Consider the following 16,350-nt stretch of genomic DNA (forward strand, 5'->3'; position numbering starts at 1 on the left):
ATTGTTCTCAGGCTATGGGCTCAGGCGAAACGGGCGGGATGATCAGCGCGTCGAGCGCAAGTACGCCCTGGCCACGCGGCATCACCACGACAGGATTGAGGTCGATGCTGCTAAATTGTCCGGCGTGCGCCGCCGCGAAGCGCGACAGCTGCACCAGCAGCCGCGCCAACGCGTCGATGTCCGCCGGCGCCGCGCCACGCACCCCCTCGAGCATCGCGAAACCGCGGATCTCGCGGATCATTCGCAGTGCCTCGTGCTGGTCGAAAGGCGCCACGCGGAAGGTCACGTCCTTGAGCACCTCGACGAACACGCCGCCAAGGCCGAACATCACCACCGGCCCCATGGTCGGGTCGCTGAACACGCCGACAATAGTCTCCACCCCGCCACTGATCATCGGAGCCAGGGTGACGCCCTCGATATGCGCATCTGGCGCTTTGCCGCGCACGGTTTCGAGCATCTCGGCCATGCTCTTGCGCACCTGCTGTACATCGGTAAGACGCAGGCATACGCCGCCCACTTCGGTCTTGTGTGGCAGGTCCGCAGAGGAAATCTTCATCACCAACGGGAAGCCCAGCCTGCGTGCCGCTGCCGCTGGGTCTTGATCGACAGCGACCAACTGCTCCGCAGGAAACGGGATACCCGCGCGCCGGAGCAGCGACTTCGCCTCGTGCTCGCTGATCGCACGCTGCGGCAGGCTGAACTGCGCCACTGGCGGTTGCAGCGCGGCAAACCGGGCAGCCAGATCAAAATGCTGCCTGAAGCGCACCAGCGCCCCCAGCGCATTGATCAGCGCGCTACCATCGGCATAGACCAAGAACCCCTGCGCTTCGTAACTGCGCACGATGTCATCCGGTGCCGACATGGTCAGGCACTTGATGCAATTCGGGCTGCCTTGGGTGGCTTCAGCCATGGCCTGGCGCAATGAGTCGGCGAACGTCGGGCTCGCCGGCCCGCTGCCAAGAATCGCGGCGAACAGGTCGTAGCTACCCTTGTCGAGCATGGCGCGTATGAATCGGCTCATCAGCGGCAGGTCGGTCAGCGCCTGGGCAGTGGCATCAACCGGGTTGTTCGGCGAGGCATAGGGCAGCAGCCCCTTCAGCGCCTTCTGGGCAGCGTCCGGCATGGCGGTCACCGCCAACCCCGCGTCCTCGGCGTCATCGGCCATCTGGATGCCGAACCCGCCCGACAGGGTGAAGATACCCAGGCGGTTACCGTCAATGAAGCGCCCGCGCGAGGCAGCATAGGCCACATCCAGCTGTTCGTTGGTGGTGCGCGCACGATATACCCCGTACTGGCGCAGCACCGCGTCGAACACCGCGTCAGAACCGGACAGCGCCGCCGTGTGCGAGCTGACGGCATGGGCACCGACCGTTGAGCGGCCCACCTTCATGAACACGATCGCCACCTGATTGCGTCGCGCCTTGTCCAGCGCGGCGAGGAAGCGCTGGCCATCGCGGATCCCCTCGGCATAGGCCATCACCACCTTCACCTGCGGTTGCCCCACGATCCAGTCCAGTGCCTCGGCCACGTCCACATCACACTCGTTGCCGGTGGTCACCCAATAGTTGATGCCCAGCCCGCGCTGCCGCGCCAGGTGCGCCAGGTGCGAGCCATAGGCGCCGCTTTGCGAAACGATGGCCAGCGGCCCAGGGGCGACGAAACCGGCATCGAAGATCGCCGAGAAGGTCCCGTAGTAACCGCGCTGCGCATTGAACACGCCCAGGCAATTAGGCCCCAGTACGCGCATGCCCGAATCGCGGGCAATACCTGTGATCTGCTGTTGCAGGAGCCGGCCCTGCTCAGAGGTTTCGGCGAAGCCTGCCGAGAACACGATCGCTGAGCCCACACCGCGTTCGGCGCAGGCGATCACCGCGTCGACGGTGGCCGCCGCCGGCACTGCCAGCAGCGCCACATCAGGCACCTGCGGCAGGTCGGCGATGGATGTGTAGGCGCGCATGCCCTGCACATTGTCGCGGTTGGGATTGATCGGAAAAACCGCTCCGTCGTAGCCGCTGGCGCGCAGATAGCGCAGCGGGCGGCCACCAATCCGCGTCGGGTTGTCGGACGCGCCCACCAGGGCGATTGAACGGGGTGAAAGCAGCGCTGACAGCGTATCGGGAGTGCTCATGCGGGTTCACCATTGGTAGGATTGAGGAGCGCGAGGCATTGACCGAAGCGCGGCTCCGGCAGGCCCTGAACGCCCAGCCCGTCGATTGCGAAGAGAAAACCACCGTCGGGATGGCGTGAGATGGCCCGGCCAGAGCCTGAGTTTCGGATCGACGTCACGTAAAGCGTGCCCAGCTCCGGCCCACCGAAGGCCAGGCAAGACGGCATGTCGGTCGGTGAACGGATCAACCGGTCGAGGATACCGTCAGGCGAAAAGCGCGCGATCCGCCCGGCCTGCACCAGCGCCACCCAGACATACCCTTGCGCATCCACCGTAGCGCCGTCCGGGCCTGAACCGAGCATCTGTGTGTCGGCAAAGCGACGCGGCTCGGTCAGTGCCGCCCGCTCGTGGCTGTAGCGATAGGCGCGGATGCTCCGGTCGAGGCTGTCGGCAAAATACAGGGTGTCGCCCGACGGGCTGAAACACAGGGTGTTGGCAATACGGATACCGGTGGCCAGTATCTCGCCGTCCGCCAGGCCAGACACCCGGTACAGCGCGCCTTGCGGGTCGGCATGCAGCCCCATTGAGCCACAGAGAAAACGTCCGGCACGATCCATCCGGCCGTCATTGAGCCGCACGTGAGGATTAACAGGTTGCGGCTGGAACAGCGGGGAAAACTCGCCACTGTTCAGGTCCATGCTGTAGATGCCGTCCGCCAGGCCGGCGACCAGGGTATTGCCGGCACCCAGCCCGACACAGCCGACCGTCGACGGCGTCGGCCACTGTTGGTAACTGCCGCTGGCCGGGTGATATCGACGAATCAACCGGGACATACTGTCGACCCAATATAAGCAGTGCAACTCGCTGTCCCATACAGCACTTTCACCGAGCAAATCAGGCATTTCGCCAAGGCGGGTAAATGTTATAGGCATGGCAATCCCTTTTATTATCACCACCCCTTGTTCGCTGGCCACAGCCGGACACTGCGGATCACTTGATCCGCACGGGTGGGACGACCCTTTATTGTTGTGGACTACATCTTTATTGCTGTTCAGGAAAACGCGTACGTCACACCACCGTCCACGAACAACATATCGCCGGTAATGAAACTGGATTCTTCACTTGCCAGAAAAACGGCCGCATTGGCGATGTCCTGGGGTGTGCCCAAGCGGCCGATCGGCATCCGTTCGCGGCGGCGCTCCCAGGCGGCTTCATCGACCACCAGATTGGCCCCGTCAGTAGGGGTCGGCCCGGGCGCGATGGCGTTGACACGAATGTTGTGCGGGCCGAACTCCGCCGAGCCCGAACGGGTCAGCCCGGCTACCGCCGCCTTGACCGCGCTGTACATGATGCCGTTGCGCATAGCCAGTACAGCAGAGGGTGAGGCGATGTTGATGATGCAGCCGCCACCGGCTGCGATCATGCCCGGAATCGCTGCCTGATAGCCCCAGACCACACCTTTGAGGCCGACGTCGACCATACGCCCTATCATCTCTTCGGTCTGTTCCAGCAGCGGCCCGTAGCGGTTCCACATGGCATTGTTGACCAGCAGGGTCGGCGCGCCGAAAGTCTCGCCGAGCGCGCGGACGGCATGCAGCACATCTTCGCGCCTGGCGACATTGCCCACCAACGCCAACGCCTGGCCGCCATTGGCCTCGATACGCCGCACGGCTTCGAGCGCTGCTTCTTCCTTCAAGTCCATGATCCCCACCCGTGCACCTTCGCGGGCGAACGCCTCGCTGATTGCTGCACCAATACCTCTTGCGCCACCGGTTACCAGTGCGACTTTTCCGGTCAGTCTGCCCATGTCCTGTCTCTCTTGTTGTTGGGGGGGTCGTGTGTTCAACCCGAACGTTTGGCGTGCCTTGACAAAACCATCCTGTCATCCGAATCTTTGGCCAACAACAATAACTATGTATATGTGTGCGACTTTCACAGATGTGAAAAACATCGCCGCATAAGGGGGCGTTCACAATGCAACCGTCACACGTCAAATCCGCCATGCGCGTGCTTGAAATACTTGAGTTTTTCAAAAATGTCCGACAACCGCGGGCCATGTCTGAAATATCTGCCGCATTGGGCTATCCGCAATCGAGTACCACGGTGCTACTGAAAACCCTGATCACGTTGGGTTATCTTAACTTCAACCGAAATGAGCGCCTGTACTTCCCCACGGTCAAGGTCACGTCGCTGGGGGAATGGGTGCCCAATACCCTGTTCGCCTCCGGCGGTATCATCGAGGCGATGAACGATGTGCATGCCGAGACCGGCGAATCGGTATCGATCAACACCAAGAACGATATCTATGTGCAGTACGTGCAGGTGCTGCAGTCGGTGCATGCCCTGCGCTTTCACGTCAACGAGAGCGAACTGCGGCCGATGACCCAGTCGGCGACTGGCTGGCTGCTGATGTCGACCCTGAGCGACAAGGTGCTCGACAACCTGATCCGCCGCGCCAACATCGTCACCCAGAAGCACAACGGCGAGCGCGTAGAGGTACCTGCGATGATGGAAAAGATCCGCCACCTGCGCAAGCAAGGCTATGCCTCGGCCGAGAACATTCCGTTCCTCGGCGGCGCGACCTTGTGCGTGCTGTTGCCGGTCACCATTCAGGGGCAACCGGTCACGCTGGGGCTCGGGGGAGCGGCCGAGCGTATCCGGCAGAACCATGATCATTACCTGCAGGTTCTGCAGACTGCGGCCAAGCGGCTGGAGCCGGCAGAAGGGTTTGCGGCGCCGGTCGAGATCGAGTTGTAGCAGCCAGTCGCCGGCAAGCCGGCTCCTACAGGTCGGGTGTAGAAGCCGGCTTGCCGACGCTTGACCCAGGCGCGCTGCCGATCAGCTTGGCAACCCGAGCACCGCCTTGGCCAGGATGTTGCGTTGGATCTCGTTTGAACCGCCGAAGATCGCTGGAGCACGGGCATCGAGGAACAGGTTCATGACATCGATCTGCCCGCCTTCGATCAACAGGTCGTCGTTGTAGCGCGCCTCTTCCTGCGCCAGGGTCAGCATCTCTTCGGTGATGCGCTGGTACAACTCGGTGGCAAAGATCTTCAGCACCGACACATCCGCACCCAGCTCGCCCCCGGAACGCAGTACCTTGGCATAGCGCTCGTAACTCGAACCCAGGTCGTAGAGGTCCAGGCGCAGCCGTGCGTAACGCGAAACAAACGCAGGGTCGTCGAAAGCGCCACGGTCGCTGGCCAGCTTGTCCAGCCGGTCGAGGGCGTACTCGGCTCGGGTGGGCGAACCGAGGAAGATGCGCTCGTGTCCCAGCACCGACTTGGCCAAGGTCCACCCCTCGTTCAGCGAACCGACCAGATTTCGGGCCGGCACCCTGACGTTGTCGAAGAACACTTCGCAGAAGTCTGCCTCGCCGCGCAGATTTTCGATGGTGCGCACCTCGACGCCGGGGCTGGTCATGTCCACCAACAACACCGAAATCCCTTTCTGCGGCTTGGCGTCGCGATCAGTACGCACCAGCACAAAGATCCAGTTGGCGCAGTGCGCCAGGGTAGTCCAGATCTTCTGTCCGTTGACCACGAATGCATCTCCGTCCAGGACCGCGCTGGTGCGCAGACTGGCGAGGTCGGAGCCCGCATTGGGCTCCGAATAGCCCTGGCACCAGATGTGCTCGCCGGAAATGATCTTCGGCAGGAACTCGGCTTTCTGCGCTTCGCTGCCGTGATGGATCAGCAAGGGGCCTGTCAGGCTGATGCCGTGGTCGGGAATACGTGGACAGCCCAGGCGCCCCCACTCTTCCACGTAGATCATGTGCTTGGCCGGTGTCAGGCCCATGCCGCCGTATGCTCGCGGCCACACAGGTGCCAGCCAGCCTTTGTCAGCCAGCGCCTGGTACCATTGCCGGACCTCCTCGTACACAGGTCGCTGCTTGCGCAGGTAACGCAGTTCGGGTGGGCAGTTCTCCAGCACCCAGGAGCGAAACAAAGCACGAAATTCTTCGTCGGGCAGGCTGTTCCAGTCGATGCTCATCAGATGGACTCCTTGAACACGGGCGGGCGTTTCTCAAGGAACGCACGCATGGCCTCCTTCGAGTCTTCATGACGGGTCATCTCTACCGTGAGGTTTTGCTCGAAGCGGTAGCCGTCCTTCAGGCCCATGGTTTCCACGGTGTTGATCGCGCGCTTGGCCAGCTTCAGTGCCATCGGGCTCTTCGAAGCAATTTCATTGGCGATGGACAGCGCCTCGTCCATCAACCCTTCACGCCCGGTGCAGGCCTCAATGATGCCTCGGCGATAGAGCTCCTGCGCGGTAACGCGATAGCCGGAAAGCACCATCCGCCGGGTGAGTGAATGTGGGAACAGGCGCATGGTGTGGCGTACCCCGCCCATCAGGCCGATGTCGATTTCCGGCAGACCGAAAACGGCGTTCTCCGACGCCAGGATAATGTCGCAGCACAGCACCAGGCCGAGGCCCGCCCCCAGCGCTGGGCCGTTGACCGCAGCGATCACGGGCTTGCTTGACTCCATGATGCAGAAGCCTACTTCGCGAGTGCGCCGCAGGTGGCGGTTGGTGTCGCCGGGCATCGCCCCCACCTGGCCGCGCGACTTGATATCGGCACCAGCGGAGAATACCTTGCCGGCACCGGTGAGCACGATCACGCGCACCTCAGGCAGGTCGTTGAGCTCGTCGAACACCTCGATCAGCTCTTCGGCGAATTCCCGCGATTGGGCGTTGACCGGCGGATTGTCCAAGGTGACGACGGCGACATGCTTGGTGATGGCAACTTTAAGCAAATTGTTCTGCATGGGCTCTTCGCACCGCCTCAGGCGGCACGCTCCTCTTTTATGAATTGAAGGCGCAGGCTTTCCGGCTGGCCAAGGCAGGCACCCAGATTGATCGCACGCTTGAGATACAGGCCGATGTCGCACTCGTCGGTGAAGCCCATGGCGCCGAACAGATGGATAGCCTGGCGGCCGACGAATGCAGCCGCGTCGGCAGCCCGCGCCTTGGCGGCATAGACGGCCAGGCGCGCCTCACGTTCACTGCTCTGCTCGCAGCGCTCGACCGCGTTGACAACCGCCGAACAGGCAAACTCGGCTTCGGCCCAAAGATCGACCAGGCGGTGCTGCAGTACTTGGAAACTGGCCAGTGGCTTGCCGAACTGCTTGCGGTCGATGGTGTACTGGCGAGCCAACTCGAAGGCCTGGCTGGCAATCCCGGCAAGCTCCGCCGCCAGTGCCGTGCGCGCCAGGTTGATCGAGGTCTCGACCATGGCGCACAGGTCGCCACGGGCAAGGATGCGCTCGTTGCCCACCAAGCAGTTGCTTAGCATCAGCGACGAGATGATCCCGCCATCCACCGTCTGACGGTCGCATCGCTCGAGCCCTTCGGCATGGGCAGGCACGCTGACCAGCAGGTCTTCGCTGCCGGCCCGCGCCACGACTAGCAGATCACTGGCCGAACGCGCGCCCTCGACGAACGCGCGACGGCCGTCGAGCAATACGCCCCCCTCAAGCGAACGCGCAGCGACGCCCTCGCCATCACGACCTGCTGCCACGGCCGGCACGACAATCGAGCGACCCTGCACCAGCCCTGCTGCCAAGCGTCGGCGCTCTGGAGAATCCGCGACCCGGGCGAGCAAGGCACTGCTCAGTACCGAGGCGCTGGCAATCGGCGAAGGAACCAACGCCTGCCCAAGGGCATGGCTGATCACCGCCTGTTCACGAATACCCAGGTTGGCACCGCCCAACGCCTCGGGCAGCATCAGGCCGATCCAGCCAGCTGCTGCCATTTCCTGCCATTGCTCCAGATCCAGGTCGGCGCCAGCGGCACGCAACTTACGCAAGCTCTGCGGGCCGGGGCGCCCTTGAGCGAAGGTGGCAACACTGTCGCGCAGCATCTCGAGCACGCCGTCCTCGTCAGCCATGATCAGTTGTGGCATTCACATCACTCCTTTGCGGGGCGGCCTGCTGCCGCTCACTGGTGAAAACGAAATCGTTGAACTGCTCGCGCAGCCGGGTCTTCTGCAGCTTGCCGGTGGCGGTATGCGGCAGTTCGTCGACGAACACTACGTCATCAGGCAACCACCACTTGGCGACCCGGGTGCTGAGAAAGGCCAACAGTTCGGGGCCAGTGACCGACACGCCGGGCCTGGCCACCACAATGAGCAAAGGTCGCTCCTGCCAGCGCGAGTGCGGCCGTCCGATGACAGCCGCTTCCTGTACCGCATGGTGGGCAATGGCGGCGTTCTCCAGGTCGATGGAGCTGATCCACTCGCCGCCGGACTTGATTACATCCTTGCTGCGGTCAGTGATCTGCAGATAGCCATCGGCGTCGATGCTGGCCACATCGCCTGTTTCGAGCCAGCCACCCTCATCCACCACCTGACCGCCCTCGCCCTTGAAGTAGCCCGCAGCGACCCAGGGCCCACGCACCTTGAGATGGCCGGCGCTCCTGCCGTCACGCGGCAGCACCTGCCCCTGCTCGTCGACCACCTGCACTTCAACACCGTAAACCGGACGCCCGGCCTTGGCACGCACGTCAATCTGCTGTTCCAGCGGCAGTTGCAGGTGCTTGGGCAAGAGGTTGCCGATGGTGCCCATCGGGCTGGTCTCGCTCATCCCCCAGGCCTGAATGCTGGTGGCACCTAGTACATGGTGCAGACGCTCGATCAGCGCCCTTGGTGCTGCCGCGCCGCCGAGCACCACGCGCTCGAGCGCCAACTCGCCGGTCAGTACGTCAGGATGTTCATCGATGAACTGCAGCAAGCCTAGCCATACCGTCGGCACACCGATTGAGAATGTGCAGCGTTGCTGCTGCAACAGGCTGAGCAGGTTCTGGCCATCGAGCCATGGCCCGGGCAGGACGACCTTGGCACCGCACATCGCCGAGGCGTAGGGCAGCCCCCAGGCGTTGACGTGGAACAAGGGTACGGTCAGCAACACCCGGTCGCGGCTCGACAACTGCAGACCGTCCATCGCACAGGTGTTGAAGGCGTGGAGCAGCGTCGATCGATGGCTGTACAACACTCCTTTGGGGTTGCCGGTGGTGCCGGAGGTGTAGCACAGAGAGGAGGCCAGTTTCTCGTCGAGTTGCGGCCATTGATAGGTGTCGTCGTGCGCGTCGATAAGGTCTTCGTAGCAGAGGCAATCGTCGAGCCCCTTCGGCTTGTGCGCACGGTCGGTCATGACCACCAGGGTGGCAGTGAACTTCAACGCTGGGCGCAGCGTTCGGATCAACTCGGCGAAAGTCAGGTCAAAGAACAGCACTTTGTCTTCGGCATGGTTGATGATGTACTCGATTTGCTCCGCGTGCAGTCGCGGGTTGACCGTGTTGAGCACCGCGCCCATACCCGGCACCGCAAAATACAACTCCATGTGTCGATGGGTGTTCCATGCCAGTGAGCCGACACAGTCCCCCTGCCCAACCCCCAACTCCTGCAATGCCTTGGCCAGTTTCAGGGCGCGTTCGCGCAGCGTTTTGTAGTTACTGTAGAGCGTTTGCCCCTCACACGTGCGCGATACGATTTCGACCTGACCATGATTAAGTGCAGCATGCTCAATCAATGAGGATATCAATAGTTGTCGGTCTTGCATTAAAGCGTACATACCACCTCCAGCGTCCGGCCTTCCATCTTTCAGGGCATTGTTGTTATCACCCGAACGTCGGCAAACCATCGCGGCCGCCGGCAATACTGTCAATGTCGAATCCGATGTGAATGCACAACATCATGCATGTGAATTTGATGACGTCGGCAAGTTGCATTTCACACATGTGAATCGCAGCAACCCGCGCCGTCGTACGTTGACGATCAGTGGAGCTGAAAATACAGTCCAATTACTCGATACACGATCACTCAGGGGCAACGCCAGTTATGTCGACGCTCGAACAGCTATTGGACCGTGAAGCCATTCGCGACTGCCTTTACCGCTACTGCCGTGGCATCGACCTGGCTGATGAGCAGGCTCTGCGCTCAGCTTACTGGGAAGACGCCCACGACCGCCACGGGCCTTGGGACGGGCCTGCCGTAGGCTTCATCGATTGGGCGTTGACCGTCTTAAAAAGCTATGAGTGCAGCGTGCATCAGATCACCAACATCCTAATTGAACTGGGCCCGGCGAGCGCTGCGGTGGAATCGAAATTCCTTGCATTCCAGCGCTCCTCCTCCCAGGGCGGCGAGCCCACGCAGGTATTGATACTCGGTCGTTATGCCGATCACTTCGAGAAACGCAAAGGACAATGGCGGATCGCAAGGCGCACGGTAATTTATGATTGGGTCGAAGATCAGCCCGCTATTGTCAAGTCACTTGAAGAACGTTTCGGCCTACGTCAGCCAGTCGGCAGCCGCTGGCCGGATGATGAAACTTATCCTCTGTTTCAGCGCTGAAGTTAGCCACCTTCAGAAGCCGCCATTGCACCACATCTCCGACCATTCAAATCGCGTCATTAATATCAGAACAACAATAAATAGAGCATTATATGACACTCAAAACTGCACTCCCGTTGCTGCTGTGCCTACTCACGCCCTTCGCAATGGCTGAAGGTTTCGTCGAAAACTCAACGCTGGACCTGTCGTTGCGCAATGTCTTCTTCACTCACCATTACGACGAATATTCGCCCACAGCAACCCGGCTTACCAGCAAGTCGCAGGAATGGGCGCAAGGCTTCCGCGTGACCTACAAGTCCGGGTTCACCCCGGGCGCTCTGGGTTTAGGGGTCGATGCAATGGGCATGTTCGCGGTGAAACTTGACGGCGGGGCTGGGCACCATCAGCGCGGCACCATGATTCCGAGTGACGGCGACGGGGCGGTCGACAGCTGGGCCAGGGCCGCGGCGAACGCCAAGTTGAAATACTCGCAAACGATTCTGTTCAGCGGCAATGCCATTGCCCCAAGTATCCCGGTATTGATCTCAGACGACACTCGCGTGTTGCCGCAGACCTACCAAGGCTGGACCTTGGTTTCCAAGGATATTGCCAATGTGGTCGCCACCGGCGGCCGATTGACCAAGGCTACCGGTAGATACTCATCAGACCGCTCTGGCCTTGCCGCAGCGGGGGGGACCAAAGAGAGCAGCGGTTTCAACTATGCGGGTATCGACTACACGCCGACTGAGAGCATCAAAGCGCAGTACTATTTTGGCCAATTGGAGGACTACTACAGGCAGGACTTCCTCGGCCTGACCGCCAAGCATGCATTCAGTGACGGCCAGTCGCTGCTCGCCGACTTGCGCTATTTCAGGAGCCGGGCGGACGGCAGAAACGGCGAACCGGGATATCGCTTGGCCGGCTTTACCAAAGATGCCAGTGGACGCATCGACAATGACACCTGGTCAGCTTCGCTGACCTATGCCAAAGGTGCTCACTCGATCATGGCCGGCTACCAAAGTGTGTCTGATGACAGTGGTTTCGCCGCCATCATTCCTTCCTCGCTGCCCAACAAGGAAGCCGGCGCCTTCACCTTTTACCTGCAAACTTCGCGCTTGCTCTACGGCTTTACACGCGCAGGTGAAAAAACCACTTTTACGCAATATTCTTACAATTTCGCCGGGGTCGGTCTGCCAGGGCTAGTGTTCAACGCTTCATACTGGAGCGGTACCGACATCAATCAGGCCGGTGGCAGCGGCGCACGCGAGTGGGAACGCGACCTGGCTCTGCACTACGCGGTGCAGAGCGGGCCTTTCAAGGGGCTGGGAGTTTCTTACTACAACGCCATAGGACATAGTACAACGGTGTACGAGGCCAACCATCGCAATACCGAAAACCGGATTTACGTGAACTATTCGGTTCCAATTTTCTGAAAGACCCACTGACAAAGCAATGCAGTGAAAGGACTATCAGGCTCTGTATGAAAAGCCTTGATACTCATAGCGGAAGCGCTTCAAAGGCCCGTAGGCGATGGACAGGGCCTTTTTTGTGCACTTTTGTCGTTGGCTCAAACGCGAGGAAATGCCTATGAATGCCCATGACTTGCCGTGAGCATCGGCCCCCTCTGACATTCCTGCACATGGGAATAGCCCGAGCGACTACGTTTCAGCTCGCCCCGGGCAACGCGTTCCAGGTCAGCGTCGATCTTGTCCAGCAGTTTTCTCCCACTCCAGCAGCCACACGCGAAGCGGCTTCCTGCCTCTACCTGCTCAAGAGCACAGACATGATTTGCAATCCGACTTTAATGTTATGTTATAACTAACTACATTAATCGTTATCTCTAGCTCGACTGCGAACCGTCCATGGCCGGCAACCGATCCCAGGCCGAGCCCGTCGCGCGCTGCTGGCCGATGAGGAAAGGGCCCGGGGAACGGAAGGCTGTATGAAGCTGACCACCCCCTTCCCCGGCTGGAACTGATTCATACCCCTTGCTGCCACGTGCAAGGCTCCCACCAATGGATATACATGATGAGCTCAGCATTACCCGACGTTTCCGTCACCGACCTGGCCCCCAGCCTAAGCCCGTTGCAATGGGTCGGCATGCAGGGTATCGACCTGCCGGTAAGGATCGAAGAACCGACCTACCAGCGTGAACTGCACGCCCGGGCGGATGTCCAGGTCGACCTGCCGGCACCACACGTCAAAGGCATTCACATGTCCAGGCTGTATCGCCTGCTGGACGCCTGGGGACAGGCTGCGGCGGTGTCGCCGGCAAGCCTCTTTGCGCTGTTGCAGGAGATGATCGACAGCCATCAGGATTGCGAAAGCCGCAATGCCAGGGTGCGCCTGGATTTCGACTTGCTGGTTCGCCGCCCTGCACTGGTGACCGAGGGCCTCTCTGGCTGGAAGTCGTACCCGGTTCACGTGCTCGCCACGAAGGTCGGCGGGGCACTGAACCTGAGTATCGAAGTCAGGATCGGCTACTCCTCGACCTGCCCCTGCTCTGCCGCTCTCTCCCGGCAATTGATTGAGGACGGCTTTCTGCAAACCTTCCAGGACCAGCCACTGCTCGAAGCCAGCGCCGTTGCGCAGTGGCTGCGCAGCAACGCGTCGCTGGCAACGCCGCACAGCCAACGCAGCGAAGCTCGGGTGCGTGTCGCGGTACCTGCCGACGCCCCTGATCTCGGTTTGCTGGCCCTGATCGACCAAGTCGAAGGCGCCTTGCGCACGCCGGTTCAGACCGCCGTGAAACGGGCTGACGAACAAGCTTTCGCGGCACTCAACGGGCAAAACCTGATGTTCGTCGAGGACGCTGCGCGGCGTATTCAGGTAAGCCTGCAGGGTTACCGCGATAGCCAAGTGCACGTTCGCCATCTGGAAAGCCTGCACCCGCACGACGCCTCGGCCTGGTCCGCCCCGCAGGCCTCTGCGCATCACTATTAACTAGCGTTACGTTATTACATCCAATAACATGCGCGAACCAACACATGAAAATTTCCTCACCAGGAATCATTTGTCAGGCCTGGCGCCAAGACGCACCCAACACTGCAACGTTATAGCGTGAAAAACGGAGACTTTACGTGAACCCTCGTGCCCCCCTTCTGGCCGGCCTGACGCTGGGCTTGTTCGGCCAGCCGATTTCAGCGGCACAACCCTTGCTGCTGAACGAAACCTCCATCACCGACGCCTATCTCGAAGAGCACGCCGACGGGCCGGTGCAAGGCTATCGTGCCAACCGCTCTGCCACGGCCACCCGCACCGATACCGACATTCGCGACACGCCGCAGACTATCGAAGTCGTGCCCGCGCAGGTGATCAAGGACCTCAACACCACCCGCATCGACCGCGCCCTGGACTTTGCCGGTGGCGTTTCGCGGCAGAACAACTTCGGCGGCCTGACTTTCCTCAACTACAGTGTGCGCGGCTTCACCACGGGCGAGCTGTACAAGAACGGTTTCGCCATCAACCGCGGCAGCTACAGCTCGCCGGACACGTCCAACATCGAGCGCATCGAAGTGCTCAAAGGCCCGGCGGCCAGCCTGTACGGCCGTGGCGACCCTGGCGGACTGGTCAACATCGTCACCAAGCGCCCCCAGGCCGAAGCCTTCAGTACCCTCACCCTCAGCGCAGGCAGCTGGGACCGCTACCGCACCGCCCTGGACGCCAACTCGCCACTGGACAGCGAAGGGAATTTGCTGGGCCGGATCAACCTCGCCGTCGAAGACAACGACAGCTTCCGCGATCATGTTGGGAGCGAGCGCCGTATCGTCAGCCCTTCCCTGAGCTGGCAACTGTCACCCGACACCCGGCTGATGATCGACACCGAGTTCTCCCGCACCGAGTCGGTGTTCGATCGCGGCATTCCGGCGGTCAACGGCGAAATGGGGTCGGTCAAGCGCTCGACTTTCCTTGGCGAGCCGAATGACGGCGAGATCCGCAACGACAACCAGACCCTCGACGTGGCGCTGGAACACGTACTCAACGACAACTGGAAGCTGCGCCTGGCCAACCACTACACCCAGGGCACGCTCAAGGGCAACAGCTCCGAGCCCCAGGCCCTGGTGGGCACCACCATCACGCGCTTTTATCGCGAACGCGACTTCGAATGGAACGACAGCATCACCCAGGCCGAGCTGCACGGGCAGTTCGAGCTGGGTGGCTGGCAGCATCAGACCCTGGTCGGGCTGGAGTACGAAAACTACCGCAACAGTCAGAAGTACCCGCAAAGCGCCACCTCCGCAGCGTATGGGCTGGATATCTACAACCCGGTATACGGCAAGCCGAAGCCAGCCATCACCCGTGCCAACGACTTCTTCGAGCATACTGAAAGCTACGCGATCAACCTGCAAGACCAGATCGCCTTCACCGAGCGCTTGCGGGGGTTGCTTGGCGTACGCCTGGAGCGCTTCGAGCAGACCTCGCAGAACCGCACCACGGGTCTTAGCAACAGCCAGGAAAAGGACGTTGCCACACCGCGCATCGGGGTGTTGTACCAACTGACCCCGCAAGTCGGCGTGTTCGCCAACGCATCCACTTCGTTCAAACCCAACACCATCGGCACCCAGGGCCAGGTGTACAAGCCTGAAAAGGGCTTGGGTTACGAGACCGGGGTCAAGCTCGACCTCCTCGACAGCCGCCTGGGCGCGACCATCGCCCTGTTCCATATCGACAAGGAGAACGTCATCACCACCGACGCCCTTGGCGAGAGCGTGGCGGCGGGTGAAGCGCGCAGCCAAGGCCTGGACCTGCAGTTCAGCGGCCAGCTGACCGACGCGTTGCGAGTGATCGGCGCCTACGCCTACATCGACGCCGAGGTCACCAAAGGCGACGCAGCCCTGCCCAAAGGCAGCGACTTGCTCGGCATCGCCCGTAACAGCGGCAGCCTGATGGGCGTGTACGAATTCCAGGACGGTGCCCTGCGCGGCTCGGATGTGGGCGCAGCGGTGAACTACGTCGGCGAACGCTCCGGCCAGGCCGGCAGCGACTTCACCCTGGACGCCTACAGCACGGTCGACCTGCTGGCGCACTACAAGGCCAGCGAACAGGTCACCGTCGGCCTTAATCTCAACAATCTGTTCGACCGCAAGTACTACGAACGCTCGTACAACAGCGCTTGGGTGCTGCCCGGGGAGCCACGCAACTTCAGTGTCAGCCTGACCCTTAGCCTTTGAACCGAGGAACCATCATGCATCCATCGTTGAAAGTCGCGTCCCTGTTGACCCTGATGGTCAGCGTCCACGCAGGCGCCCACGGCCTGTGGACCGAGGAGCGACGTGGCAATATCGAGGCCGTGTACGGCCACGGCGCCGAGGATAACACCTACAAGGCGGAAAAGATCAAGCGCGCCTGGGCGTTCGACGCGACCGGGAACATGGTCCCGGTCACGGTCGAGCGGCTGGCGGATCATGCCGTGCTGCGACCACTTACCCCGCCTGCAGCACTTGCCGTGCTGCTGGACAACGGGCCTTGGTCGCAGCGCCCGGACAAGCAATGGGTCAGTCAGGATCGCACCCACGTCAAGGATGCGATCGCCTCCACCCACAGCTTGAAATACAGCCTGGCGATCTACCAGAGCGGTGCTCGCCTGCCGAAACTGGACATGCTGCGTTTGGCGATCGTTCCCCTGAGCGACCCTCTGCAAGTCGGGCCAGGCAAGACGCTGGAAGTGCAGGTACTGCTCGATGGCAAACCGGCTGCTGATATCCCGCTGCAGGGCGATTATCGGAGCGCCCCTCACCAGGTCAGCGCCACCACGGACAAGCAAGGCCGGGCACGGATCACCGTACGCAATGAAGGACTCAACATCATCGCGGCACAGGCTACCCTGCCAATGGCAGACGGCAGCCCCGTGGCCCAGCAGAGTCTGTTCAGTTCACTGACATTCCTGGGTGAGCCGCACCACGAGTAACATAAG

Annotated in this window: 13 protein-coding genes; 6 read left to right on the forward strand and 7 right to left on the reverse strand. The window is 61.4% G+C overall.

Features of this window, described 5'->3' with window-relative positions; genetic code table 11:
* Positions 1–7: 7 nt before the first annotated feature.
* The 3 genes from ACF8FG_RS24535 to ACF8FG_RS24545 all read right to left on the reverse strand — a co-directional run bounded on the left by ACF8FG_RS24535 (position 8) and on the right by ACF8FG_RS24545 (position 3,914).
* Positions 8–2,128, reverse strand: a complete 2,121-nt coding sequence (locus ACF8FG_RS24535) for an acetate--CoA ligase family protein (protein ID WP_014590895.1) — start codon at positions 2,126–2,128, stop codon at positions 8–10.
* Positions 2,125–3,039, reverse strand: a complete 915-nt coding sequence (locus ACF8FG_RS24540; RefSeq protein WP_014861876.1) for an SMP-30/gluconolactonase/LRE family protein — start codon at positions 3,037–3,039, stop codon at positions 2,125–2,127. The genes ACF8FG_RS24535 and ACF8FG_RS24540 overlap by 4 nt, the downstream gene beginning before the upstream one ends.
* A 119-nt stretch (positions 3,040–3,158) precedes the next feature.
* Positions 3,159–3,914, reverse strand: coding sequence for an SDR family NAD(P)-dependent oxidoreductase (locus ACF8FG_RS24545; RefSeq protein WP_014861875.1), 756 nt, complete (start codon positions 3,912–3,914; stop codon positions 3,159–3,161).
* A gap of 194 nt (positions 3,915–4,108) precedes the next feature.
* On the opposite strand from ACF8FG_RS24545, the gene ACF8FG_RS24550 reads away from it, so the two are divergent.
* Complete coding sequence (locus tag ACF8FG_RS24550) at positions 4,109–4,864, forward strand: IclR family transcriptional regulator (protein ID WP_257785623.1); 756 nt, start codon at positions 4,109–4,111, stop codon at positions 4,862–4,864.
* A gap of 81 nt (positions 4,865–4,945) precedes the next feature.
* Here ACF8FG_RS24550 and ACF8FG_RS24555 read toward each other — a convergent pair whose 3' ends face one another.
* The 4 genes from ACF8FG_RS24555 to ACF8FG_RS24570 are packed head-to-tail and all read right to left on the reverse strand — an operon-like array spanning position 4,946 to position 9,678.
* The gene (locus ACF8FG_RS24555) at positions 4,946–6,100 is read right to left on the reverse strand and encodes an acyl-CoA dehydrogenase family protein (RefSeq protein WP_014590891.1); all 1,155 of its coding nucleotides are present in this window, start codon (positions 6,098–6,100) and stop codon (positions 4,946–4,948) included.
* On the reverse strand, positions 6,100–6,876 hold the full coding sequence (locus tag ACF8FG_RS24560) for an enoyl-CoA hydratase/isomerase family protein (protein ID WP_014590890.1): 777 nt from the start codon (positions 6,874–6,876) through the stop codon (positions 6,100–6,102). Before ACF8FG_RS24560 ends, ACF8FG_RS24555 begins: the two co-directional genes overlap by 1 nt.
* 17 nt (positions 6,877–6,893) lie before the next feature.
* The gene (locus ACF8FG_RS24565; protein ID WP_135199274.1) at positions 6,894–8,012 is read right to left on the reverse strand and encodes an acyl-CoA dehydrogenase family protein; all 1,119 of its coding nucleotides are present in this window, start codon (positions 8,010–8,012) and stop codon (positions 6,894–6,896) included.
* Positions 7,990–9,678 carry a long-chain-fatty-acid--CoA ligase gene (locus tag ACF8FG_RS24570; protein ID WP_119713576.1) on the reverse strand — a complete coding sequence of 563 codons (1,689 nt, stop codon included), beginning with the start codon at positions 9,676–9,678 and terminating at the stop codon, positions 7,990–7,992. The genes ACF8FG_RS24565 and ACF8FG_RS24570 overlap by 23 nt, the downstream gene beginning before the upstream one ends.
* A 266-nt stretch (positions 9,679–9,944) precedes the next feature.
* Between ACF8FG_RS24570 and ACF8FG_RS24575 the strand changes: the two genes are divergently transcribed.
* The 5 genes from ACF8FG_RS24575 (at position 9,945) to ACF8FG_RS24595 (ending at position 16,344) form a co-directional block, all read left to right on the forward strand.
* Positions 9,945–10,457, forward strand: coding sequence for a nuclear transport factor 2 family protein (locus ACF8FG_RS24575; protein ID WP_014590887.1), 513 nt, complete (start codon positions 9,945–9,947; stop codon positions 10,455–10,457).
* A 92-nt stretch (positions 10,458–10,549) separates the two neighbouring features.
* Positions 10,550–11,869, forward strand: a complete 1,320-nt coding sequence (locus ACF8FG_RS24580) for an OprD family outer membrane porin (protein WP_135199273.1) — start codon at positions 10,550–10,552, stop codon at positions 11,867–11,869.
* A 595-nt stretch (positions 11,870–12,464) separates the two neighbouring features.
* Positions 12,465–13,379 carry a GTP cyclohydrolase FolE2 gene (gene folE2, locus ACF8FG_RS24585; protein WP_019438187.1) on the forward strand — a complete coding sequence of 305 codons (915 nt, stop codon included), beginning with the start codon at positions 12,465–12,467 and terminating at the stop codon, positions 13,377–13,379.
* Positions 13,380–13,516: 137 nt separating this feature from the next.
* Positions 13,517–15,607 carry a TonB-dependent siderophore receptor gene (locus ACF8FG_RS24590; protein WP_014590884.1) on the forward strand — a complete coding sequence of 697 codons (2,091 nt, stop codon included), beginning with the start codon at positions 13,517–13,519 and terminating at the stop codon, positions 15,605–15,607.
* A 14-nt stretch (positions 15,608–15,621) separates the two neighbouring features.
* Positions 15,622–16,344, forward strand: a complete 723-nt coding sequence (locus ACF8FG_RS24595; RefSeq protein ID WP_318078983.1) for a DUF4198 domain-containing protein — start codon at positions 15,622–15,624, stop codon at positions 16,342–16,344.
* The last annotated feature ends 6 nt before the right edge of the window (positions 16,345–16,350 follow it).

Source organism: Pseudomonas sp. YQ_6, assembly GCF_043103245.1.
In the GTDB taxonomy this organism is placed as follows: domain Bacteria; phylum Pseudomonadota; class Gammaproteobacteria; order Pseudomonadales; family Pseudomonadaceae; genus Aquipseudomonas; species Aquipseudomonas alloputida.